This window comes from Azospirillum sp. Marseille-Q6669, from assembly GCF_965111635.1.
Window position 1 is genome coordinate 477,343 of sequence record NZ_CBCOOP010000006.1, and the last position, 24,592, is coordinate 501,934.

General features: G+C 68.2%; 16 protein-coding genes. 4 read left to right on the forward strand and 12 right to left on the reverse strand.

The genetic code is table 11. From position 1 onward, the window contains the following. Nucleotides 1–79: 79 nt before the first annotated feature. The 8 genes from ACWPXE_RS30795 to pyk all read right to left on the reverse strand — a co-directional run bounded on the left by ACWPXE_RS30795 (nucleotide 80) and on the right by pyk (nucleotide 8,619). On the reverse strand, nucleotides 80–1,363 hold the full coding sequence (locus ACWPXE_RS30795) for a TRAP transporter large permease (protein ID WP_454020608.1): 1,284 nt from the start codon (nucleotides 1,361–1,363) through the stop codon (nucleotides 80–82). Continuing rightward, on the reverse strand, nucleotides 1,354–1,893 hold the full coding sequence (locus ACWPXE_RS30800; RefSeq protein ID WP_200526643.1) for a TRAP transporter small permease: 540 nt from the start codon (nucleotides 1,891–1,893) through the stop codon (nucleotides 1,354–1,356). Before ACWPXE_RS30800 ends, ACWPXE_RS30795 begins: the two co-directional genes overlap by 10 nt. A 63-nt stretch (nucleotides 1,894–1,956) precedes the next feature. Beyond that, nucleotides 1,957–2,943 (reverse strand): TRAP transporter substrate-binding protein, encoded by a 987-nt coding sequence (locus tag ACWPXE_RS30805; RefSeq protein ID WP_454020863.1) that lies wholly within the window; start codon nucleotides 2,941–2,943, stop codon nucleotides 1,957–1,959. Nucleotides 2,944–3,372: 429 nt separating this feature from the next. Continuing rightward, the gene (locus ACWPXE_RS30810; protein ID WP_454020864.1) at nucleotides 3,373–4,131 is read right to left on the reverse strand and encodes a GntR family transcriptional regulator; all 759 of its coding nucleotides are present in this window, start codon (nucleotides 4,129–4,131) and stop codon (nucleotides 3,373–3,375) included. A 73-nt stretch (nucleotides 4,132–4,204) separates the two neighbouring features. Then, a complete protein-coding gene (locus ACWPXE_RS30815; RefSeq protein ID WP_454020865.1) occupies nucleotides 4,205–5,152 on the reverse strand; it encodes a DMT family transporter in 948 nt (315 codons plus the stop codon). Between the two features lie 147 nt (nucleotides 5,153–5,299). Then, the gene (locus ACWPXE_RS30820; RefSeq protein WP_014199701.1) at nucleotides 5,300–6,217 is read right to left on the reverse strand and encodes a formate/nitrite transporter family protein; all 918 of its coding nucleotides are present in this window, start codon (nucleotides 6,215–6,217) and stop codon (nucleotides 5,300–5,302) included. 28 nt (nucleotides 6,218–6,245) lie between these two features. Beyond that, nucleotides 6,246–7,025: a pyruvate formate-lyase-activating protein gene (gene pflA, locus ACWPXE_RS30825; protein ID WP_454020866.1), complete on the reverse strand. Its 780-nt coding sequence runs from the start codon at nucleotides 7,023–7,025 to the stop codon at nucleotides 6,246–6,248. Between the two features lie 67 nt (nucleotides 7,026–7,092). After that, nucleotides 7,093–8,619: a pyruvate kinase gene (pyk, locus tag ACWPXE_RS30830; protein WP_454020867.1), complete on the reverse strand. Its 1,527-nt coding sequence runs from the start codon at nucleotides 8,617–8,619 to the stop codon at nucleotides 7,093–7,095. A gap of 519 nt (nucleotides 8,620–9,138) precedes the next feature. Here pyk and ACWPXE_RS30835 point away from each other — a divergent pair. Beyond that, nucleotides 9,139–11,664 carry an HWE histidine kinase domain-containing protein gene (locus ACWPXE_RS30835; RefSeq protein ID WP_454020868.1) on the forward strand — a complete coding sequence of 842 codons (2,526 nt, stop codon included), beginning with the start codon at nucleotides 9,139–9,141 and terminating at the stop codon, nucleotides 11,662–11,664. Nucleotides 11,665–11,921: 257 nt separating this feature from the next. On the opposite strand, the gene ACWPXE_RS30840 is transcribed toward ACWPXE_RS30835, so the two are convergent. The 3 genes from ACWPXE_RS30840 to ACWPXE_RS30850 form a co-directional block, all read right to left on the reverse strand. Beyond that, on the reverse strand, nucleotides 11,922–14,687 hold the full coding sequence (locus tag ACWPXE_RS30840) for a hybrid sensor histidine kinase/response regulator (RefSeq protein ID WP_454020982.1): 2,766 nt from the start codon (nucleotides 14,685–14,687) through the stop codon (nucleotides 11,922–11,924). 144 nt (nucleotides 14,688–14,831) lie between these two features. Next, a complete protein-coding gene (locus ACWPXE_RS30845; protein WP_454020869.1) occupies nucleotides 14,832–15,509 on the reverse strand; it encodes a TetR/AcrR family transcriptional regulator in 678 nt (225 codons plus the stop codon). 118 nt (nucleotides 15,510–15,627) lie between these two features. Next, a complete protein-coding gene (locus tag ACWPXE_RS30850; RefSeq protein WP_454020870.1) occupies nucleotides 15,628–16,353 on the reverse strand; it encodes a TetR/AcrR family transcriptional regulator in 726 nt (241 codons plus the stop codon). Nucleotides 16,354–16,561: 208 nt separating this feature from the next. On the opposite strand from ACWPXE_RS30850, the gene ACWPXE_RS30855 reads away from it, so the two are divergent. Then, nucleotides 16,562–17,746 (forward strand): efflux RND transporter periplasmic adaptor subunit, encoded by a 1,185-nt coding sequence (locus ACWPXE_RS30855; protein WP_454020871.1) that lies wholly within the window; start codon nucleotides 16,562–16,564, stop codon nucleotides 17,744–17,746. A 16-nt stretch (nucleotides 17,747–17,762) separates the two neighbouring features. Continuing rightward, nucleotides 17,763–20,915: an efflux RND transporter permease subunit gene (locus tag ACWPXE_RS30860; protein WP_454020872.1), complete on the forward strand. Its 3,153-nt coding sequence runs from the start codon at nucleotides 17,763–17,765 to the stop codon at nucleotides 20,913–20,915. 157 nt (nucleotides 20,916–21,072) lie between these two features. Here the strand turns inward: ACWPXE_RS30860 and ACWPXE_RS30865 are convergent, their stop codons facing one another. Then, on the reverse strand, nucleotides 21,073–21,909 hold the full coding sequence (locus tag ACWPXE_RS30865) for a MurR/RpiR family transcriptional regulator (protein WP_454020873.1): 837 nt from the start codon (nucleotides 21,907–21,909) through the stop codon (nucleotides 21,073–21,075). A gap of 371 nt (nucleotides 21,910–22,280) precedes the next feature. Here ACWPXE_RS30865 and pflB point away from each other — a divergent pair, with 371 nt between their 5' ends. Further along, the gene (pflB, locus tag ACWPXE_RS30870; RefSeq protein WP_454020874.1) at nucleotides 22,281–24,563 is read left to right on the forward strand and encodes a formate C-acetyltransferase; all 2,283 of its coding nucleotides are present in this window, start codon (nucleotides 22,281–22,283) and stop codon (nucleotides 24,561–24,563) included. The last annotated feature ends 29 nt before the right edge of the window (nucleotides 24,564–24,592 follow it).

Here is a 24,592-nt window from a genome sequence, read left to right on the forward strand (position 1 = left end):
GATTCGTCTCCATTGCAGCAGGGCGCCCGGTGATCGGGGCGCCCCGCGGTATCCTTGCTGTGCGGTTGGGGGCGCCCGGTCAGCGCATGAGGAGGTGGGGGAGCCAGAGTGAGAAGGTGGGAACGTAGGTGACGAGGAGGAGGGTGACGAAGAGGGCGCCGTAGAAGGGTGTGATGGAGCGCATGACCTGCCCGACGGAGACCTCGCCGATGGCGCAGCCGATGAACTGGGTGGTGCCGACCGGCGGGGTGTTGAGGCCGAGCGCGCAGTTGATCAGCATGACGATGCCGAACTGCACCGGGTCCATGCCGTACTGCATGGCGATGGGCAGGAAGATCGGCGTGCAGATCAGGATCGTGCTGGCCATGTCCATGAAGGTGCCGAGCAGGAACAGGATGATGTTGATCAGCAGGAAGATGACCAGCGGGTTGGTCGAGATGCCGGCCATCAGCTCGCCGGTGATCTCGGCCACCTGATAGAGGCCCATGATGTACTGGAACATCGTGGAGACGCCGATCAGCAGCAGGACCACGCCGGTCGTCTTGACCGTCTTGGCGGCGGCCGCCAGGAAGTGGTCCCAGGTCAGCGTGCGGTAGACGAAGGTGGTGAGCAGCAGGGCGTAGATCACCGCGATGGAGGCGGACTCGGTGGCGGTGAAGACGCCGGACGTGATGCCGGCCAGGATGATCACGACGATGAGCAGGCCGGGGGCCGCGGCGGCGAAGGAGCGGCCCAGGATGGCCCAGCCAGGGAAGGTGCCGGCAGGGTAGCCGCGCTTGACCGCGACGTAGTAGGCCGCACCCAGGTTGCAGACCATCAGCAGCAGGGCGGGGACGATGCCGGCGGCGATCAGCGCGCCGATGGAGGCTTTGCCGCCGGCGGCCAGGGCGTAGATGATCATGTTGTGGCTGGTCGGCATCAGCGCGCCGACCAGGGCGGCGTGGGTGGTGACGTTGACGGCGTAGTCGGCGTGGTAGCCCTCGCGCTTCATCATCGGGATCATCACCGCACCCATGGCCGAGACGTCGGCGACGGGGGAGCCGGCGACGCCGCCGAACAGCGTGCAGGCGACGACGTTGGACATGCCGAGGCCGCCGCGGATGTGGCCGACCATGTTCTTGGCGGTGGCGACGATCTTGTCGGCGACGCCGCCGTGGAGCATCAGCTCGCCGGAGAAGACGAAGAAGGGGATGGCGAGGAAGGAGAAGACGTTCATGCCGGACATCATCTGCTGGAAGATGACGGCGACGGGGAGGCCCTCGTAGAGGATGGTGCAGAGCGCCGACAGGCCGATGGCGAAGGCGACCGGGATGCCCAGGACGAGGAAGCCGAAGAAGGTGACGGCGAGAATGGTCAGTTCCATGATGGTGCGACCTCCTCGCCGCGGATGATGGCGACGACGTGTTCGATGGCGAAGAGCACGATCAGGACGCCGGAGAGGACGAGCGGGATGTAGCGGACGGCTTCGGAGACGTGCAGGTTGGGGATGTAGTAGGCGGCGACGGAGGTGCCGAGGACCCAGCCGTTGTAGGCCATGCAGGCGCCGAAGACGCCGACGAGGGCGTAGATGACGATCTCGACCTTGCGGCGGATGACGTCGGGCAGCATGACGAGGAAGGATTCCAGGCCGATGTGGCCGGCGTCGCGGACGCCGACGGCGGCGCCGATGAGGGTGACGTAGAGGACCAGCACGATGGCCAGGCTCTCCGCCCAGGTCGGCGAGTCGTTCAGCACGTAGCGGCCGAAGACCTGATAGAACACCACACAGACGATGGCCATCAGGCCGACCATCGCCACGCACATCCCCGACCACGCCAGACGCGCGTTCATTCGCGTCAACAAGCGTGGGGCGGCGAGGGGGCGGACCTCTTCCAATTCAAGTTCGATGCTCATGATGCCGTCCTTCCCGCGGGTCGCGGCGCCGGCCGGGAATGGCCGGCACCGCGACCGCGTGCCTTACTTCGTATCCTGGATGCGTTGGACGAGGCCCTGCAGCTTCGGCGTGTTCGCGAACTTGGCGAACACAGGCTTCATCGCGTCGATGAATTCCTGCTTGTTCTTCACGTCGCTGATCTGGGAACCGGCCTTCTCGACGATGGCGCGGGAGGCCTCCTCACGCTCCGTCCACAGCTTGCGCATGTAGGGGACGGAATCCTTGGCGGCCTTGCGGATGGCGGCCTGATCGTCCTTCGACAGGCGGTCCCAGGTGACTTTGGAGAAGACCAGCACCTCCGGCGCCATCGCGTGCTCGGTGCGGGTGAAGTACTTGGCCGCCTCGAAGTGGCGCGAGGATTCGTAGGACGGGTAGTTGTTCTCCGCCGCGTCGACGATGCCGGTTTTCAGGCCGGTGTAGACCTCGCCCATCGGCATCGGCGTCGGGTTGGCGCCCAGCGCCTCGATCATCGACACGAACAGGTCCGACTGCTGGACGCGGATCTTCATGCCCTTCAGGTCGGCCAGCGACGACACCGGCTTCTTGGAATAGAGCGAGCGCGAGCCGCTGTCGTAGAAGGCCAGACCGATCAGCCCCTGGCTTTCCATGGCGGCGAGGATCTCGTCGCCGATCGGGCCGTCCAGCACGGTGTGCATGTGGGCGGTATCGCGGAAGATGAAGGGGAGGGCGACGACCATCGTCTCCGGCACGACGTTGTTCAGCGGCGCGACGTTGATGCGCATCATGTCGAGGCCGCCGATCTTGATCTGCTCGATCGTGTCGCGCTCATTGCCCAGCGCGCCGTTCGGGTAGACCTTCACGCCAAGCTTGCCGTTGCTGCGTTCGCTCAGCAGCTTGCCCATGTATTTGACCGCCTCGACGGTCGGGTAGTCGCCGGGGTGGATGTCGGCCGACCGGAAGTCGCGGGCCGAGACCGGGGCGGCGAGCAGCGCGCCCGCGGCGCAGGCGGCCAGCAGCGCCATGCCGAGGCGACGGAAAGTGTTCTTCATGGACCGTACTCCTGCCTTAGGAGAAGTGCCTGTTGGAGCGGAGGCGGGGTGTCGGCCCGCCGAAAATGGACAAACGAATAGTTCCAGCGTTCGGAAGAAGCCTCGGCTGTTCGGCTGCGCGCTTCAAATAACAGCGCTGCGAAAGCGGAGGCAAAAAATAATCCCGAAGGGGATGAAGGCGCAAAATCCCGGCGCCATCGGCGCGTGCCGACGGGGGTAAAGCTGGGCGGTTCTTGTCCTTTGTTCCGAAGCGCCCGCGGCGTTCTTCCGCGCGGCTGTCCTAGTGTTGTCCGGTGAGCGGGCGGCGTCGGTTGTTCACGTCCGTGGCACATCCCGCTGCGCTAGTTATATTAATATATCAGCTTTCAAGGCAAGAGCAAAACGGAGGCCGGAAAGCGTGACGCCAAAATGTCGCAAGCTGGGTGGGGATTAAAGCCGGGGCGGGGTTTGCCGCCCCGCGGCGGCGGGCGCGTCGGTGAAGTAAAGCGGTGCGGCGGCGCGCAAATCGTCGATGGCAAGCCGCAATCCGTCGAGATGGGCGCCGAGCGCCTCGACGCTGGCCTCGCGGTCGTGGGCGGCGATGGCCTCCACGATGGCGTCGTGTTCGGCGATGACCTTGGCCATCTGGCCGGGCACGGGCAGGGTCAGGCGCCGGCAGCGGTCGACCTGCACCTTCACCTGTTCCACCAGCGCCCAGAAGCCGGGGAATCCCGCGATCTCGGCGAGCAGGGCGTGGAAGCTCTCGTCGGCCTCGTGGAAGCCGTCGCGGTCGCAGGCGGCGCAGAGGTCGCGTTGCTCCTCCAGTGCCGCGCGCAGCTGGGCCATGTCACCAGGGGTGGCGCGGATGGCGGCCATCCGCACGGTGGCCTCCTCCAGCGCCTTGCGGATCACCCCGGCCTCCGGCAGGGCGGCGACCGGGATCAGGGACACATAGGTGCCCGATTGCGGGAAGACATCGATCAGCCCCTCGTCGGCCAGCCGCAGCACCGCCTCGTGCACGGGGGTGCGGCTGACGCCGTAGGCCGCGGCGATGCGGGCCTCGGCGATGGGCTCGCCAGGTCGTCGGCGCATCCCCAGGATGTCGTTCCGCAGGTCGCGGTAGATGGGAGAGGCGGAGCGCGGCGCGGGCCGGACCGTGGCGAGCCGGCGCTGCCGCGGCAGGGCGGCGGTGAGTGTGTCCGATGGCATGAGCCACCTCGTCAGACAGGCGGGTCGCGCGGGCGTGGGCCGGCGCCCCGGTGAACGTGTGAAAGCTAATATATTAGTGTTTGCGCCCGGTGCTGAGTGGCAAATTGTGGGACACCCCGGGCGAAGTGTCGCACGTCTCCGTGCCCGCCCGGCGGCGCGTCTCGCGGATCAGGATCAGCAGGCCGCTGGCGATGACGATGGCGGCCCCGGCCAGCACATGGGTTCCCGGCCAGTCGCCCCAGAACAGCCAGCCGAACAGGCAGGCCCAGAGGATTCCGGCGTAGTTGAACGGGCTGATGACCGCCGCCGGGGCCAGGGCGTAGGCACGGGTGGCGAAATACTGGGCGCCGCCACCGACCAGCCCCATCGCCGCCATCAGCGCGAAGCCCTCCGCCGTCGGCATCGTCCAGACGAAGGGCAGGGCGAAGGCGCTGAGCAGCGTGGAGAAGGCGGTGAAGTAGAAGACGGTGGTGACCGGCGCCTCCGTCCGCCCGAGCTGCCGCATCGCCATCATGGCGAAGGCGTAGGCGACGGCGGCGCTCAGCCCGACCAGCGCGCCCGTGTTCAGCATGCCGCTTCCAGGCTGCACGATGACCAGAACCCCGGCGAAACCCACAGCCACCGCCCCCCAGCGGTAGGGGCCGACCCGCTCCCCCAGCACCGGCACGGACAGCGCGGTCAGGAACAGCGGGGCGGAGAAGGACAGCGCCACCGCGTCGGCCATCGGCATCAGGTGGTAGGACAGGAACAGCAGCACCATGGAGGTCAGGCCGATCGCCGCCCGCCAGAAATGGCCGCCGAGATGCTCCGTCCGCAGGCTGCGCCAGCCGCCGGCGCGGGCCAGCATGGCGGTGGCGGGCAGCAGGGCGAAGGCATTGCGGAAGAAGGTCACCTCGGCCAGCGGGTAGTCCGCCGCGAGGTGCTTCGCCAGCGCGTTCAGCACCGCATAGAGGAGCACCGCCAGCAGCATGGAGACGATACCGCTGCGCGCCTGGAGATGGGTGGGGATGGGGTGGGCCATGGGTGCCCCAGGGGGTGGATGTTGGTGCGGACCTTGCCCCCTCCCTAACCCTCCCCCTCTACGAGGTGGAGGGGACTGCCGCCGCTTCGCGGAAGGCACCCTCTCCCGCGAAGCGGGGAGGGCTGGGGTGGGGGCAACAGCCGGCGCTTAATGCGCCGTGCGGCGGCTCGGGCGGCGGTAGATGAACCAGTAGACGGCCCCGACCAGCACCGCTCCGCCGAACCAGTTGCCCAGCGTCACCGCGGCGAGGTTCAGCAGGAACTGCCCGACCGGGATGACCGGCGCGGCGCGGCCCAGGTCGGCCCAGAAGGAGGCCGGGGCGCCCCATTCGATCAGCAGGCCCAGCGGCACGAAATACATGTTGGCCACGCAGTGCTCGAAGCCTGCGGCGACGAAGGCGCTGACCGGGAAGACGATCGCCATGATCTTGTCGGTCACGCTGCGCGCGCCGAGCGCCAGCCACACCGCCAGACAGACCAGCACGTTGCACAGGATGCCCAGGAAGAAGGCCTGTCCGGCGGGCAGCCCGGCCTTGGCCGTGGCGAAGTAGAGCGCCGAGGCGCCCACCGCCCCGTGGCCGAAGGCGTACTGTCCGGACAGGAAGACCAGCAGCGCCGTGCCGGCGGCGCCGACGAAGTTGCCGAGCCACACCATGGTCCAGACCTGGAGCATCCGCCCGGTCTTCACCCGCCCGCTGGCCCAGGCCATCACCATCAGCGCGTCGCCGGTGAAGAGCTGCGCGCCGCCGACGATGACCAGGATCAGCCCGAGCGAGAAGACCAGACCGCCGAGCAGCCGGGTCACCCCGTAGGGCAGCATGCCCTCCGCCCCCGACATGGCGACGGTGGCGAACAGCCCGCCCAGAGCGATGAAGGCGCCGGCCAGGACGGCCAGGGCGAACAGCGTCGCGCCGTCGTAGTTGGCCTTCTTGACGCCCAGATTCTCCGCCGCGAGCGCGATGGCGTCGGGCATCAGCGCGTCGAGGGAGGACGCGGGCGGGGCGGCAATCGGGGAGATGGCCGGGGAGGCGTGTGGGTTCGCCTCCGGAAGGGAATGCGTGTCCATAAAGGTGCTCCTCGTCTCGTACGGCGTCTCACACGACCTTGAGGCCCTGCGTCCGGAAGATGCCGCGCACCCGCTCGGTCAGCTCCGGCGGGGGAGGTTCGGTGTTGGCCAGCGCGTAGGGCAGGCCGAGCTGCTTCCATTTGAACTCGCCCATCTTGTGGAAGGGCAGGATGTCCACCCGCTCGACCACCTCCAGGCCGGCGGCGAATTCCGCCAAGCCCTCAATCTCGTCGAGATGGTCGGTCAGGCCGGGAACCAGCACGTAGCGCAGCCAGATCGACTTGCGCATCGCGGACAGCCGCTCGGCGAATTCCAGGGTCGGGCGCAGCGGCACGCCGGTCACCGCGCGGTAGGTGGCTTCCTTGAACGCCTTGATGTCCAGCAGCACCAGATCGACGTCGGCCAGCAGATGGTCGTCGGCGTGGCTGCCGAGGAAGCCCGAAGTGTCCAACGCGGTGTGCAGGCCGAGCTGCTTGGCGCCGCGGTAGATGGCCGCGCAGAATTCCGGCTGGACCAGCGGCTCGCCGCCGCTGATGGTCAGGCCGCCATGGGCGCGGTGCAGGAAATCGGCGTAGGTGGCGATGTCGGCCAGCACGTCCGAGGACTGGGCCGGCGACCCGTCGTGCATGTGGCGGGTGTCGGGGTTGTGGCAGTACTGGCAGCGCAACGGGCATCCGGCCAGGAACAGGACGTAGCGCAAACCCGGCCCATCGACCGTGCCGCCCGTTTCCACCGAATGGACCCAGCCGCGGACCGATGCGCCCGTCCCGGCGGCGTGCGCGGGTTGGGGGGTAATCGGGCTGAGCATGAGGCACCTCGTGAATGGGCGCCGGTGCCCGCTTCATTGCGGGCCCGGCGCTGTGTGCCATCCTATGTCAGGCCCCGGCGTCGGCCATGACCGGGGTCAATTGATCTGACCGAGATTCTTGCGCGTACTGCGTGTATCCTCCGGCCGGAAGGACGGGGCGCTCCACCCAGGCGATGCGCAGGATGTTGGTCGAGCCCGGCATCCCGAAGGGCACGCCCGCGGTGATGACCAGACGCTGCCCGTCCTCCGCCAGACCGTGGGCGTAGGCGATGCGGGTCGCCTTGTGCACCATGTCGGAGAAGTTCTGGATGTCCTCGGTCAGCACGCTGTGCACGCCGTAGGCCAGCACCAGACGGCGCGAGGCGGCGACGGTCGCGGTCAGGCAGAGGATCGGCACCTCCGGCCGTTCGCGGGCGGCGCGCAGGGTGGTGGAGCCGCTGGTGGTATAGGTGACGATCGCCGCCGCGTGGATGGTGTGGGCGACCTGCCGCGCCGCCGCGGTGATGGCGTCGGCCGCCGTCTCCTGCGGGTCGGCGTGCTGGGCGTCCATCATCGTGCGGTAGAGGTCGTCATGCTCGACCCGGCGGGCGATGCGGTCCATCATCGACACCGCCTCGATGGGGTAGGCGCCCGACGCGGTCTCCGCCGACAGCATCACCGCGTCGGCGCCGTCGAAGACGGCGGTGGCGACGTCCGACGCCTCGGCGCGGGTCGGGGCCGGGGCGCCGATCATCGATTCGAGCATCTGGGTGGCGACGATCACCGGCTTGCCGGCCTTGCGCGCCTCGCGGATGATCCGCTTCTGGATGCTCGGCACGTCCTCCGGCGGCATTTCCACGCCAAGGTCGCCGCGGGCGACCATCACGCCGTCGGACAGCTCGACGATGCGTTCCAGATGCTGGATGGCCAGCGGCTTCTCCAGCTTGGACATCAGGGCGGCGCGCCCGGCGATCAGCTTGCGCGCCTCCGCCACGTCCTCGGGACGCTGCACGAAGGACAGCGCCACCCAGTCCACCTCCTGGTCGAGCGCGAAGACGAGGTCGGCGCGGTCCTTGGCGGTCAGCGGCGACAGCGGCAGCAGAACGTCGGGCACGTTCACGCCCTTGCGGTCGGACAGCTTCGTTCCGGCCACGACGACGGTGTCGGCGTGGTCCGGGCTGCACGCGACGATGCGCAGCCGCACCTTGCCGTCGTCGAGCAGCAGGTCGGTGTCGGGGCGCAGGGCGGCGAAGATCTCCGGGTGGGGCATGCCGACGCGGGTGGCGTCGCCCGGCTCGGTGGAGAGGTCGAGGCGGAAGGGCTGGCCCACCGTCAGCTCCACCGAACCGTCGGCGAAGCGGCCGAGCCGCAGCTTTGGCCCCTGGAGGTCGGCCATGATGGCGATGGGCCGTTCCAGCTCGCGCTCCAAGGCGCGGATGGCGCGCACGCGGGCGCCGTGGTCGTCGTGGGAGCCGTGGCTGAAGTTCAGGCGGAAGACGTCGACGCCCGCCTCGAACAGCGCGCGGATCATCTCCGGCGAGGAGGAGGACGGACCCAGCGTGGCGACGATCTTCGTCTGCCGGAAGCGGCGGATCGGGGAGGTGGGGGCGGTCATATCGAAACGGGCTCCGCAAAAGAGGGCGGGGACAGTGGGCGCGGCGCGCGGGCGTTCATCGGTAAGACCGCCGCGCCAGGGCCGGCGTGACGGGAGCGGCGCGCGGCGGTCGGTGCGGTTCTTGGGGATGCGCTCGCGGCACGGGCGGGCTTGGGCCGGCCGGGCTGCGCGTCTGTCCTTCGCAAAATAAAATACTAGTATATCAGATTGAAAGGCAAGCCCGTTTCGCCGGGCAAAGCGGCCTTTCGGCCAAAATGCCGCAGGCGCCCCCGCCCAATGGTTCGACCGGCGTGTAGGGCTTTTTGCCGAGGGGGATGGTATTGGACCCCCTTCGATTTTGGATTATTTTACCGACACGACGTGCTTTAAGACCGCTTCGGTGTGTTGGCATGGATTAAGCCAAGGGATCGGCAAATCATCGGTCCATCCGGATGCATGGGACAAATTTGAGGAACGCCGGAACAATGACGATGGTGGCTGAATGACGCGGGCGGTGCGGCTATGAACGGTGGCGTAGACTTGAGCAATTGCGACCGGGAGCCGATCCATCTCGTCGGGTCCATCCAACCAAGCGGATTCCTGATCGCGCTGTCGACGGATTGGATCGTCAAGCACGCCTCGTCCAACATCGGGGCATGGCTGGGGATGGAGCCCGACGCTCTGCTGGGGCTTCCCCTGACCGGGGTGATGGAGGAGGAAGCGCTGCACGCCATCCGCGGACGGCTCCAGCTCTCCCTCATCAACGGATCGGTGGAGCGTGCCTTCCGCCTGAAGCTGTCGGCCAACGCGCTGCCGCTGGACATCGCGGTCCATCTGTCCGGGCAGTCGATCATCATTGAGGCGGAGCCGAGCGAGCCGGATGGCGAGCTGGACGTTGGCTCCATGGTCCGCGCGATGATCGGACGGCTCCAGCGCACCGCCGACTTCGACGCCTGCTGCCGGGAAGCGGCGCGGCAGTTGCGGTCGCTGACCGGCTTCGACCGGGTGATGATCTACCGCTTCGGCCGTGACGGCGCGGGCGAGGTGATCGCGGAATCCGCGGTGCGCGGCATGCCCTCCTATCTGGGGCTGCGCTACCCGGCCTCGGACATCCCGAAACAGGCCCGCGCGCTGTACGAGCGGAACTGGCTGCGCTGCATCAACGACGTGGACGCACCGCCCGCCGCCATCCTGCCGCCGGTCGGACCGGAGGGCGAACCGCTCGACCTGTCGATGAGCGTCCTGCGCAGCGTGTCGCCCATCCATTGCGAGTATCTGCGCAACATGGGCGTCGCGGCCTCGCTGTCGGTGTCGATCCTGCGCCGCGGCAAGCTGTGGGGCCTGTTCGCCTGCCACAACATGGTGCCGCGTCGGCTGTCGCTGGAGCGGCGCACGGCGGCGGAGTTGTACGGCCAGATGTTTTCCTTTCTTCTGGAGGGCGTCGAACGCGACCGCGAAGAGGCCTACGAGGCCAAGGCGCACCTGCTCCACACCCGCATCATGGCGGTGATGGCCGATGGCGCCACCTCCATGGAGAATCTGGAGCGGTTGCGCGGCGAGGTCGGCCACTACATCCGCAGTGACGGCTTCGCCATCGTGCTGGGCGGCCAGACCCTTGTGGACGGCAGCACCCCAACGCCGGAGGAGCTGCTCGGGCTGGTGCGCATGCTCAACCGCGCGCACGCCAGCCGCGTCTTCGCCGCCAGCGAGATCGGGCAGGTCCACCAGCCCGGTGTGGACTTCGCCGAGCGCGCCGCCGGCATGCTGGCCATCCCGGTATCGCGCAAGCCGCGCGACTACATCATCTTCTTCCGCAAGGAGTCGGTCCGCACCGTCACCTGGGCCGGCAACCCGGACAAGCCCGTGGAAGCCGGCCCCAACGGGCAGCGGCTGACCCCGCGCAAGAGCTTCGAGGCGTGGAAGGAGACGGTGCACGGGCAGTCGGAACCCTGGTCGGAGGCCGACCTGCGCATCGCCGACTCCCTGCGGATCACGTTGATGGAGGTGGTGCTGCGGCTGGCCGACCAAGCGGAGGAGGAGCGCCGGACAGCCCGCGAGCGGCAGGAGCTGCTGATCGCCGAGCTGAACCACCGGGTCCGCAACATCCTCAGCCTCGTCCGCGCGCTGCTGGCCCAGAGCCGGGCCGGGGTCACCCGTGTCGAGGAGTTCGCGGAGATCGTCGGCGGGCGCATCCAGGCGCTGGCGCGGGCGCACGACCAGCTGACGGCGGAGAACTGGAAACCGTCTCCCCTGCGTCCCCTGATCGCGGCGGAGGTCGACGCCTATCTGGGCAACCGGGCGGAGCGGGTGGTCCTGTCGGGGCCGGAGGTGCTGCTGTCGCCGCCGGCCCTGTCGGTGATGGCGCTGATCATGCACGAGCTGGTGACCAACGCTGCCAAATACGGCGCCTTCGCCGACAGCGGCGGCCGGGTGAAGGTCCATTGGAGCCTTGACGACCGGGACGCGCTGGAACTCTGCTGGGAGGAAAGCGGCGGCCCGCCGGTGCAGGCGCCGACGCGCCAGGGCTTCGGCACCACCATCATCGAGCGTTCGATCCCGCACGAGCTGAAGGGCGAGGCGACGGTGACCTACGCCCTGGCCGGGCTGAAGGCGCGCTTCACCATACCGGCCATCCACGTCAGCTTGGCGCCTGAACGCCCGGCGGCGGTGATCGAAGCGGCGGTGACACCCTGCGCGGCGGCGGACATTCCGCTGGGCGGGACGGTGCTGCTGCTGGAAGACAATATGATCATCGCGATGAGCGCGGAGGACATGCTGCTGAAGCTGGGCGCCGAGCGGGTGGAGACGGTGGCAAGCGTCCGCCAGGCTCTGGTCGCCATCGCCGACGATCCGCCGGGCATGGCGCTTCTCGACGTCAATCTGGGAACTGAGACCTCCTTCCCGGTAGCGGAGCGGCTGCGCGAGCTGGGCATCCCCTTCCTGTTCGCCACCGGCTATGGCGAGTCCGCGATCTTCCCGGAGGAGTTCCGCGACGTGCTGGTCCTGCGCAAGCCCTATGATTCGGAGCAGGTGCGGCGGGGGCTCCAGACGGTGCGGGGGCTGTAGCGCGTCTCACCGGAGTTCAGGATTCTCGGGGGCGACAGGGTCTTCACGGATTTCACAGATCTGAACACGGATGACACGGATTCTCTTTGATGCTTGCCCGGTGTTGGCTTCTCGAACAGTGCTTCCTGAGCAGGCCAATATTAAACGATCCGTGTCATCCGTGCCTGAATCCGCGAAATCCGTGTAAAATCTGTTGTCATCCAACAGGCAACACCCTCCCCGGTTGCCGCGCCCAGACGGTCAACCGGGTCGAGCCCTCACGCGGCGGTGCCGGTCTGGCGGGTCAGTGCCTCCTGGAGCAGGCGGGCGGTGACCGGCTTGAACATCACGCCGATCCCGTGCCGTTCGGCCTCCTGCATCACGTCGGGGCCGGAATCGCCGGTCAGCAGGACGGCGGGGACTGGCACCCCGGCCAGTTCGCGGATCTTCAGGATGGCCTCGGTGCCCACCTTGTGCTCGCGCAGACGGTAGTCGGCGACCATCACGTCGGGCCGCCGCCCCGCCGCCCGCAGGCGGTCCAGCGCCTCCTCGGTGGATGAGGCGACGATGGTGTCATAGCCCCAGTCCTGGAAGATCGAGCGCAGCCCCATCAGGACGATGGCGTCGTCGTCGATCAGGACGGCCAGCCGCCCGCGCTCCGTTTCGCGGGGCGGAAGAACCGGAGCCGGGCTTTCCGCAGCGTCGCCGAGCGGCACGGAGATGCGGAACACCGACCCCTTGCCGAGTTCGGAGCGGACCTCCACCGGGTGGCCGAGCAGGGCCGACAGCTTCTGCACGATGGCGAGGCCGAGGCCGAGCCCCTGGTTGCGGTCCCGCTCGGGATTGCCGACCTGATAGAACTCCTCGAAGATCCAGGACATCTGCTCGCCGGAGATGCCGATTCCGGTGTCGCGGACCTGGATGCCGGCGTGGCCGTCCAGGGGGTGGCATTCCAGGCGGATCACCCCGCGCTCCGTGTAGCGGATGGCGTTCTCCACCAGATTGCGGACCATGCGCCCCAGCAGGTTGCGGTCGCTGCGCACGGTCAGGTCGTGGTGGTTGACCACTTGGAGATCCAGGCCCTTGGCGGCGGCGACCGGGGCGTAGGCGGACCCGATGTCGTCGAGCAGCGGCTTGACGGAAACGTCCTCGATCCGCGGCTCGATCACCCCGGCGTCCAGTTGCGAGACGTCCAGCAGGCTGTCGAGCAGGCCCTTCAGCGTCTCCATCCCGCGCTCCAGCATCGCCAGGGCGTCGCGCCCGCGCGGGGAGTGGACGTGGCTGTGCAGCGCCTCGGCGAAGAAGAACATGGACTGCATGGGCTGGCGCAGATCGTGGCTGGCGGCGGCCAGGAAGCGGCTCTTGGAGCGGTCGGCCTGCTCCGCCGCCTCGCGGGCCATGCGGCTGTCGTGCACGTCCACCGCGGTGCCCACCCAGGCGATGATCTGATCGTTCTGGCGCATCGGGTTGATCCGGCAGACGTGCCACCGGTAAACCCCGTCGTGGCGCTGCATACGCACGTCGAATCCGTAGGACTCGCCGGCGGCGATGCCGCGCTCGCGGCTGTCGAGCAGCCGGGGGTAGTCGGCCGGGTGGATGTAGGACCAGCGCTCCCCCTGCTCCAGGCTGCGCCCGGTGTAGGAGCGCCAGGCGGCGTTGTAGTATTCCCGTCCGCCGTCCGGCCGGTTGATCCACATCATCACCGGGGTGTTCTCGACCAACTCGCGGAAGCGGGTCTCGCTCCGCCGCAGGGCTTCCTCGCCGGCCTTGCGCTCGGTGATGTCGGTCAGGGTGACGACGGCCAGGGTGATGCGGCAATCGGGATCGCGCACCGGCTCGGCATCGGCCAGACAGGTGATGGGACCGGCAGGGGTGTCGCGGCGCAATTCCTCCTGCCGCACCACCGCGCCGTCGCGCAGGGCGCGGACCAGCGGCAGTTCCAACGAGCCCTCCGAAGGGCCGCCGGTGAAGGGGCGGGGATAGTCCTCGATGCGGTCGATCCGGCCCAGAGGCTGGCCGATCAGCCGTTCCGCCGCACTGTTGTGCAGGATCACCCGTCCGGTGGGCGCCTCCGCCACAACCACGCCGGCGCGCAGATGCTCCAGCACCGCCTTCAGCAGTGACCGCTCCGTTTCGCGCTGGCGGGTCAGGCGCCCGATGGCCCAGGCGGTTCCGGTCAGGGTGAGCAGCAGGATGAGCAGGAAGGGGAACCACGACCACAGGGTGGCCACGTCGACGGTGCGCAGCGCGGCGGCCCGGTCGATCCCCACGGCGACGGCGAGACCGCTGCCGTTGGCGCCGGGCGGCGAGTAGGCGGTGACGCGGGGCACCCCGTCCACCCCCTCGGTCAGCGCCGTCGCCGTCTCCGCGCCGCTGAGCAACAGGCCGAGCCGCTCGGGAAGCGGCCGGCCGACAATTCCCTGGAGGTCCGGAACGCGGACGAGGACGGTGCCGGCGCGGTCGGCCAGAAGGACCGTCACGTTCGGCGGCAGGGGCTTGCGCGCCTGATACTGGCGCAGCCAGTCGAGGTCGAGCAGGGCGGTGACGACCGCCGGCTGGGTTCCATCGCTTTGCCCGCCGCTCTCGCTGCCGCGTGCATAGGGTAGGGCGAAGGGCAGAACGCGGTGGCGCGGCCCCTCGGTGGCGACATATTCCCCCACCGAGAAGAGGCCGGTCGTCAGGGCCTGACGAATCTGCGGCTGGTCGGCGCTTCCGGTCCCGACGGTCCTTCGGTCGGTGGAGCACAGGACGGTCCCCGATCGGTCGGCGAAGCCCAGCGTCAGATAGCTGGGCAGGCGCTGGTGAAGCCGCTCCATCGTCTCCTGGCAGGCCGGACCGGCGATGTCCGCCTCCGCCAGCGTGACCAGGATGTGTTCGATGTCGTCGACGATCCGCTGCTGTTCGGTCTGGATCAGGTCGAGCAGACGCAACGCCTCCTGACCGAGTTCGGCTTCCCGCTCCGCCCGCAGCCGGGTGTGGGAATAGACCTCGAACCCGATCAGCGGGGCCAGGGTGAAGACGAGCAGCAGAAGCCAGCGAACCATGGACACGATCGACCGTCCCGGCCCGGGGGGCCGATGGGATGAAGGAAGCGATCGTGTGAACCCTAACATACCGCAGTATGTTGCAGCGCCTGTCCTTCGGTCCTAACGCTTTCCTCGCCCGGCCGTGCCGTCCTCAGCCCAAGGTCAGTGCTTCGCAATGGGGCGGGCGCCCGTCAGGAAGAGGGCGACGGCCCGTCCGACGTAACGCTCCGTCTCCTCCATGGAAAGGGACTGTTCCGGCAGGATCAGGCGGCGCAGCAGGATGTTGCCGCTGATCATGCCGATGAAGCCGCGGGCGGCCACCTCCGGCTCCGCGACGCACAGGGCGCCGGCGGCGGTCTGCCGCGCCAGATAGTCGGCCAGCCGCCGCTGGGCGGTTTCCGGGCCGATGCGGAAGAAGGCTGCGGCGATGTCGGGGATGCGTCCACCCTCCGACACCAGCACGCGGACGATGGCCATGGTGCGGTCGTCGAACAGCGCCGCGACGAGGTGCAGGGCGAAGCGGGTCAACCCGTCCTCCGGCGCTGCCCGCTCGTCCGCCTGGATGGCGGCGAGCCCTTCCTGGATGCGGGCGCTGTTCTCCTCCATCATCGCGCGGAACAGCCCCTCCTTGTCGCCGAAATGCTCGTAGAGGGTGGCGCGGGAGCCGCCGGCCCGGCCGATGATGTCGGTCAGCGTGGTCTTCTCGAAGCCCTTCTCGACGAACAGCGCCGCCGCGGCGTCGAGCAGGGCCTGCCGGCGCGCCCGGCCGCGCGGGCCGACCGTGGATGCGTCCTTGTCCGTCGTCCTGTCCGTCAATTCCCTGGCGTTTCCCCGGTCCATCGGTTTTTTTCCTTAGGCGCTGGGAGCAACCGCTGCCACCAGCGCATGCATCGTCGCGGGAGCTATGACCGTTGCCGCCCCCACTGGCAAGACGGCAATACGCCGCTCTCCATTCGGGTCAGGGCCGCGTCCCCGCGAGGAACAACCGGACGGACTGGCGGACGTAACGCTCCAATTCCTCCATGGAGACGGGTTCGTCCGGAAGGATCAGCCGCTTGGTCAGCAGATCCCCGACCACCATGCCGATGAAGGCGTGGGCGGCCCCCTCCGGATCGTCGACGCGCAGGCGGCCGGCCTCCGTCAATTCGCGGAAACAGTCGGCGAGCCAGCCGATGGTCTTCTCCGGACCGACCTGGAAGAAGGCCTGGGCGATATCGGGGATGCGCGCCCCCTCCGACACCAGGATGCGCAGGATGGCGGTGGTTTCCGGCATGGTCAGCGTGCCGGCGATGTGCAGACCGACGCGGTAGAGGTTCTCTTCCAGTTCTTCCGCCATCGCCGCCGGGCCGGCGGTGTGCATGGCCGACATCTCCTCCAGCACGCGGTCGCAGTGGCGCTCCATCACCGCGCGGAACAGCCCCTCCTTGTCGCCGAAATGCTCGTAGAGCGTGGTGCGCGACCCACCGGCCTGCCGCAGGATGTCGGACAGCGAGGTCAGCGCGAATCCCTTCTCCACGAACAGCGCCGCCGCCGCGTCGAGCAGCGCCCGACAGCGCGCCTGGCCGCGCGGGCCGCAGCCGGGCGTGTCGAAGCTGTTGATGCCGAGGCTGGCGATGCTGCTCCCGGCGATTCCGCCCCCAGCGATTCCGCCTTGGAGCGGTGTGGATGCCCCCTTGTCGGGCATTGCGGTTCCCCCTTGCGCGAACGGTCGTTCTGAATGTATCGTCCGGTACAGTGTACTGTATGAGACAGTACGAATAAAGGGGTCATTTCGCACCGTCCGCGCGCACCGGCCTTTTCCGCCGGTCCCGAAAAAGCCGGGCGGAATGTGGGATATCCCCGGCTCATTAGGACATTTCATCGCCGCATCACGGCGTTTTCACGAGGAACGGATGTTCAACAGGAACGCATTTCTGTCTCTTGCCGTGGCGGCCTCCCTGACCGTGGTGCTGGGTGCCTGCCAGGACAAGAAGCACGCCGCCGGGGGCCAGCCGGCGCCCGGACCGGCGGAGGTTGCGGTGGCCACCATCCAGCCGCAGAGCCTGTCGGTCACCACTGAACTGCCGGGCCGCACCGCGGCCTTCCGCGTGGCGGAGATCCGCCCGCAGGTCAGCGGCATCGTGCTGAAGCGCTTCTTCACGGAGGGGAGCGACGTCAAGGCGGGCGACCAGCTCTATCAGATCGACCCGGCCACTTACGAGGCCAACCTCGCCGTCGCCCAGGCCGACATCCAGAAGGCGGAGGCCAACCTGCAGGCCGCCCGCAACAAGGCCGGCCGTTACAACGACCTCGTCAAGAACAGCGTCGTCAGCAAGCAGGACTACGACGACGCCATGGCCGCGCTGAAGCAGAACGAGGCGCAGCTCGCCGCCGCCAAGGCCGCCTACAATCTCGCGCGCATCAACCTGGACTACACCAAGGTCTTCGCCCCCATCTCCGGCCGCATCGGCAAGTCCGCCGTGACGGAAGGCGCGCTGGTCACCGCCAACCAGGCGACGGCGCTCGCCACCGTCCAGCAGCTCGACCCGATCTATGTGGACGTGACCCAGACCGCCTCGCAGCTCATGCAGCTCCGCCAGGACATGGAGAGCGGGCGCATCCGCCCGGCCGAGCCCGGCAAGATTCCCGTCTCGCTGTTCCTCCACGCGGCGGAGGCCCCCTATCCCCAGCGTGGCGAGCTTCAGTTCTCCGACGTGTCGGTCGATCCGGGCACCAGCTCGGTCCAGCTCCGCGCGGTGTTCCCGAACCCGAACCAGGAACTGCTGCCCGGCCTGTTCGTGCGCGCCCGCGTCGAGCAGGGCGTGGCCGAGAACGCGCTCGCCGTGCCGCAGGAGGCGGTTCAGCGCGGTCCGGACGGCTCGGCCCGCGTCTGGGTCGTCGGCGACGACAACAAGGTCAATCCGCGCACCATCAAGACCGAGCGGGCGATCAACAACGCCTGGCTGGTCTCCGACGGTCTGAAGGCGGGTGAGCGAATCGTGGTCGAGGGGCTTCAGAAGGTGAAGCCGGGGGGCGAGGTCAAGCCGGTGGCGGCGCAGAGCGCCGTGGCGGCCCTGCCCGGACCGCAGGCGCGCTGAGACCGAGGACCGATCCATGTCGAAATACTTCATCGACCGGCCCGTCTTCGCCTGGGTCATCGCCATCGTCATCATGCTGGCGGGCGGTCTGGCGATCCTGGGCCTGCCCGTCGAGCAATACCCGAAGATCGCCCCGCCGACGGTGTCCATCACCGCCAGCTACCCCGGCGCGTCCGCGAAGACGCTGGAGGACACGGTCACCCAGGTCATCGAGCAGAAGATGACCGGGCTCGACCACTTCCGCTACATGTCCTCGAACAGCGATTCGTCGGGCAACGTCACCATCACACTGACCTTCGAGCCGGAGGCCAACCCGGACATCGCCCAGGTCCAGGTGCAGAACAAGCTCCAGCTCGCCGTGCCGCTCCTGCCCCAGGAGGTGCAGCAGCGCGGCCTCCAGGTGTCGAAGGCCGGCAACGACTTCCTGATGGTCGCCGGCTTCGTGTCCAGCGACGGGCGGCTGAGCCAGGGCGACATCGCCGACTATGTGGCCTCCAACCTCCAGGACACGATCAGCCGCGTCGAGGGTGTGGGCGACATCACCGTGTTCGGCCCCCAGCACGCCATGCGGATCTGGCTGGACCCCGACGCGCTGAACAGCCACCAGCTGACCACCATCGACGTCACCAACGCCATCAAGGCGGAGAACGCGCAGGTGTCGGCGGGTCAGCTCGGCGGCGCCCCGGCGGTCCCCGGCCAGCGCATCAACGCCACCATCATGGCGCAGTCGCGCATGCAGACGCCGGAGGAGTTCGGCGCCATCCTGCTGCGCGTCAATCCCGACGGCGGCCAGGTGCGGCTGCGCGACGTCGCGCGGATCGAGATCGGGCAGGAAACCTACGAGATCACCGCCCGCTACAACGGCAAGCCGGCGGCGGGCCTGGGCGTCAAGCTGGCGACCGGGGCCAACGCGCTGGACACCGCCGCGGCGGTGAAGGCGCGCATCGCCGAGCTGTCGGCCTTCTTCCCCGAAGGGCTGGAGGTCATCTACCCCTACGACACGACGCCCTTCGTCGAGCTGTCGATCCACGAGGTCGTCAAGACGCTGATCGAGGCGATCATCCTCGTCTTCGCCGTGATGTACCTGTTCCTGCAGAACTTCCGGGCGACGCTGATCCCGACCATCGCGGTCCCCGTGGTGCTTCTCGGCACCTTCGGCGTGCTGTCGCTGTTCGGCTTCTCGATCAACACGCTGACCATGTTCGGCATGGTGCTGGCCATCGGCCTGCTGGTCGACGACGCCATCGTGGTGGTGGAGAACGTCGAGCGCGTGATGAGCGAGGACGGGCTGCCCCCGCGCGAGGCAACCCGCAAGTCGATGGGCCAGATCACCGGCGCGCTGATCGGCATCGCGCTGGTGCTGTCCGCCGTGTTCGTCCCCATGGCCTTCTTCGGCGGCTCGGCGGGCGCCATCTACCGTCAGTTCTCGCTGACCATCGTGTCGGCCATGGCGCTGTCGGTGCTGGTGGCCCTGGTGCTGACCCCGGCGCTCTGCGCGACCATCCTGAAGCCGGTGGCGAAGGGCCACGGCCACGCCAAGCGCGGCTTCTTCGGGCTGTTCAACCGCGGCTTCGACGCCAGCAGCCGCGTCTATCTGACCGGCGTGCGCGGGGCGGTGTCGCGGCTCGGGCGCTACGGCATCGCCTACGCGCTGATCGTCGCCGGCTTGGCTTACCTGTTCCTCCAGATGCCCTCGTCCTTCCTGCCGCAGGAGGACCGCGGGACCATGTTCGTGCTGTGGTCGGCTCCGCCGAACGCCAGCATCGAGCGCACGATGGAGACCACCAAGCAGGTTGAGACCTATTTCCTGGAGAAGGAGAAGGACAGCGTCGAGGGCCTGTTCACCATCGCCGGCTTCAACTTCGCGGGCCGCGGCCAGAACGCCGGCATGGCCTTCGTCCGGCTGCGCGACTGGAGCGAGCGCGAGTCCGCAGACCGCAAGCCGACGGCCATCGCCGGGCGCGCCATGGGCGCCCTGTCCAAGGCCAAGGACGCGGTGGTCTTCGCCTTCATGCCGCCCTCGGTTCCGGGGCTCGGCAACGCCACCGGCTTCGACCTCCAGCTGGTGGACCGCGGCGGTGTCGGGCACGACCGGCTGATGCAGGCGCGCAATCAACTGCTGGGCCTTGCGGCGCAGAACGCCAAGCTGGTCGGCGTCCGCCCGAACGGCCTGGAGGACACGCCGCAGTTCAAGCTGACGGTGGACCGCGAGAAGGCCAGCGCGCTGGGCCTGTCGCTGACCGACGTCAACACGACCCTGACGGCGGCCTGGGGCTCCTCCTACGTCAACGACTTCATCGACCGGGGGCGCGTGAAGCGCGTCTATCTCCAGGCGGACGCCCCCTACCGCATGCAGCCGAGCGACGTCGACCGCTGGTTCGTCCGCAACGCCATGGGGCAGATGGTGCCCTTCTCCGCCTTCACCACGGCGCAGTGGACCTACGGGTCGCCGAAGCTGGAGCGGTACAACGGCATGTCGTCGCTCAACATCCAGGGCTCCGCGGCGCCGGGCATCAGCTCCGGCGAGGCGATGCAGGAGATGGAGGCGATGATGGCCAAGCTGCCGCCGGGCGTCGGCTATGAATGGACCGGCCTGTCCTACGAGGAGCGGTTGAGCGGGTCGCAGGCCCCGGCGCTCTACGCCCTGTCCATGCTGATCGTCTTCCTCTGCCTGGCCGCGCTCTACGAGAGCTGGTCGGTGCCGGTGTCGGTCATCCTGGTGGTGCCGCTGGGCGTCATCGGCGCCGTGCTCGCCGCCACGTTGCGCGGTCTGCCGAGCGACGTCTACTTCCAGGTGGGCCTGCTGACGACCATCGGCCTGTCGGCGAAGAACGCCATCCTGATCGTGGAGTTCGCCAAGGCGCTGTACGACGAGGGCATGGAGCTGAAGGACGCCGCCATCGAGGCGTGCCGCCAGCGCCTGCGCCCGATCATCATGACCTCGCTGGCCTTCGTGCTGGGCGTTCTGCCGCTGGCGACCAGCAGCGGCGCCGGCTCGGAAAGCCAGAACGCCATCGGCGTCGGCGTGATGGGCGGCATGATCTCCGCCACCGTCCTGGCCATCCTCTTCGTCCCGGCCTTCTTCGTCGCGGTCTATCGTCTGTTCGGCAGCAAGCGTGCCGGTGCCCACCCCCCGCCGGGTGCCGAGCCGGTGCCCGCCGGAGACTGACGGTTCGGCTGCGGCTGGAAGCGGAAAGCCCGGTCCCGGAAACGGGGCCGGGCTTTTTGCTGTGCGGGTGCCTTTTGCGTGGGGGAGCTGCGGCAGAACAACACAGGATGTGCGGCGCCCCACGGAGCAGCTTGCCCTCAAACTGATATACTAGTATTTATTGCTCTCGGGGGTGGCGGCTGAGCGCCTGCTTGTGGCGCTCCAGCCGCTCCCGCAGGGCGTCGCCTTTGCGCAGCGCCACGGCAATCGACAGTATGTCGCCGAGGACCAGATGGCTGATGCGCGACGTCATGGGCGAGTGGATGTCGAAGTCTTCCGCGACGTCGGCGAGCAGGCTGACCGTGGCGAGCTGTGCCAGCGGCGAACCGGAGCGGGTGATGGCGACGACCGCGGCCCCGGCGGACAGCGCGTTCTGCACGGCCTCCAGCATGTCGCGGGTGCCGCCCGAACTGGACACGGCGACCACCGCGTCGCCGGGGGCGAGCGACAGGGCCGACACGAAATAGACGTGCGCGTCGCTGTAGGCGACCGTGGGGATGCCCAGCCGGAAGAAGCGGCGCTGGATGTCCTGCGCCACCGTGCCGGAGTTGCCGGAGCCGTAGAACTCGATCCGCCGCGCTCCGGCCAGCAGGTCGGCGGCGCGGTCCACCGATTCCGCCGACAGGTTGTTGCGCACCTGCATCAAGGTCGCCAGGGTGCGGTCGAACACCTTCCCCGCGATGCCCGCCGCCCGGTCGTCCGGGCTGACCTCCTGGTCGATGAAGGGCATGCCGGCGGCGATGTCCTGGGCCAGCTTGATCTTGAACTCGCGGAAGCCGCTGCAGCCCAGCGCCCCGCAGAAGCGGGCGATGGTCGGCTCGCTGACCCCGGCGCGTTCCGCCATGTCGGCCATCGACAGGGTGATGACCTCGCCCGGCTGGGCCAGCACGCAGTCCGCCAGCTTCCGTTCCGAAGGACGGAGCCCGTCGCGCACCGCCATGATCCTCGCCAGCATCGGCCTGTTCCCCCGTTCCGCCCGTCCGCCACTGTAGCACGGATAGTAAAACTACATGACCCGATAGAAGTGCGCTATCGGCGGCGCTGTCCCACATACCGGGACCGACGACGATGCGGCGTTCCGTCACAGTAACTTCATCAAAGAACGTGGAAAATCAACCGCTTTTGCCTTGCGCGCCTCGTGGTTCCGGTTTATGTAGCAAAACTACAGAATGACTTTTGGCCCTGCCGGCTTCACAGCCCGTTGCCATACCGCCCCCCCGCCCCGACCGGGCTCCGGCGGTCTTCCGACCCCTCCACTGGGGGGCCTCCAGGGTCGATCAGCGACGCGGCGCGTGCCGCCCAGACGCCTTTTCGTGAGGAGACATCATGGACACCCTGCTGAGAGACGGATTCGTCGAGACCCCGGAACAGCAAGCCGAGCGCCCCTGGCGCCGCTTCGTTCCGGGTGTCTGGCAGCAAGAGGTCGACGTCCGCGACTTCATCGTCCGCAACGTCCATCCCTATGCCGGGGATTCACGCTTCCTGACCGGCCCGACCGGACGGACCACGGCCCTGTGGAACAAGGTCACCGCCTTGCTGAAGGAGGAGCGCGCGGCCAAGGGCGGCGTTCTCGACGCCGACACGGAGGTCTTCGGCTCGATCACCGCCCACGCGCCGGGCTACATCGACCGCGAGCTTGAACTCGTCGTCGGGCTTCAGACGGACAAGCCGCTGAAGCGCGCGATCATGCCCTTCGGCGGCTGGCGGATGGTCAAGAACGGGCTGGAGGCCTACGGCTTCAAGCCCTCGCCGAAGTTGGAAGAGGTCTTCCCCGGCCTGCGCAAGTCACACAACGACGGCGTCTTCGACGTCTACACCGAGGAGATGCTGCGCTGCCGCAAGTCGGGCGTCATCACCGGCCTGCCGGACGCCTACGGCCGTGGACGCATCATCGGCGATTACCGCCGGCTGGCGCTCTACGGCGCGACCTTCCTGATCGAGGACAAGAAGGCGCAATACAAGAGCCTGGAAGTCGACCGCATCGACGAGCACACGCTGCGCCTGCGCGAGGAGATCACCGAGCAGATCAAGGCGCTGAAGGAACTGGCCGCCATGGCCAAGTCCTACGGCTTCGACGTGTCGCGCCCGGCGGCCAACGCCCGCGAGGCGGTGCAGTGGACGTATCTGGCCTATCTGGCGGCGGTGAAGGAGGCCAACGGCGCCGCTATGTCGCTCGGCCGCGTCTCCAGCTTCCTCGACGTCTACGTCGAACGCGACCTGCGCGACGGTCTGCTGACCGAGGAGGAGGCGCAGGAGCTGATCGACCAGTTCGTGACCAAGCTGCGCATCGTCCGCTTCCTGCGCACGCCGGAGTATGACCAGCTCTTCTCCGGCGACCCGACCTGGGTGACGGAGTGCATCGGCGGCATGGCGCTCGACGGGCGGACGCTGGTGACCAAGAACAGCTTCCGCATGCTCCAGACCCTGAACAACCTCGGTCCGGCGCCGGAACCGAACCTGACCGTGCTGTGGTCGGAAAGCCTGCCGGAGGGCTTCAAGAAGTTCTGCGCCGAAACGTCGATCAAGACCTGCTCGGTGCAGTACGAGAACGACGACCTGATGCGGCCCTACTGGGGCGACGACTACGGCATCGCCTGTTGTGTCTCGGCCATGCGCATCGGCAAGCAGATGCAGTTCTTCGGCGCCCGCGCCAACCTCGCCAAGACGCTGCTCTACGCCATCAACGGCGGCCGCGACGAGGTCTCGGGCGAGCAGGTCGGCCCGGCCTTCGCGCCGATCACCGGCGACGTGCTCGACCACGACACGGTGGTCGCCCGCCTGCTGCCGATGATGGAATGGCTGGCGCGCGCCTACATGAACACGCTCAACGCCATCCACTTCATGCATGACAAGTACATGTACGAGCGGCTGGAGATGGCGCTGCACGACCGCGACGTGCTGCGCACCATGGCCTGCGGCATCGCCGGCCTGAGCGTGGTCGCGGACAGCCTGTCGGCGATCAAGCACGCCACGGTGAAGGTGGTGCGCGACGAGCGCGGGCTGGCCACCGACTTCGTCATCGAGGGCGACTATCCGGCCTTCGGCAACAACGACGACCGGGTGGACGGGATCGCGGTGTGGCTGGTCGAGACCTTCATGGGTCTGCTGCGCAAGCAGAAGGCCTACCGCGACGCGGTGCCGACGCAGTCGGTGCTGACGATCACCTCGAACGTGGTCTACGGCAAGAAGACCGGCAACACGCCGGACGGGCGCAAGGCCGGCCAGCCCTTCGCGCCGGGAGCCAACCCGATGCACGGGCGCGACCGCAAGGGCGCCGTCGCCTCGATGGCGTCGGTGGCCAAGCTGCCCTACGCCCACGCCCAGGACGGCATCAGCTACACCTTCACCATCGTGCCCGGCGCGCTGGGGCCGACCGAGGGTGAGCGGGTGGACAATCTGGTGGGCATGCTGGACGGCTATTTCGGCCAGGGCGGCCACCACATCAACGTGAACGTCTTCGACCGCGAGACGCTGCTGCACGCCATGGACCATCCGGAGCTGTACCCGCAGCTGACCATCCGGGTGTCCGGTTACGCGGTGAACTTCATCAAGCTGACCCGCGAGCAGCAGATGGACGTCATCAGCCGCACCTTCCACGGCGCGCATTGAGAAGCGTCTGAGCAGCGACGCATTGCCCC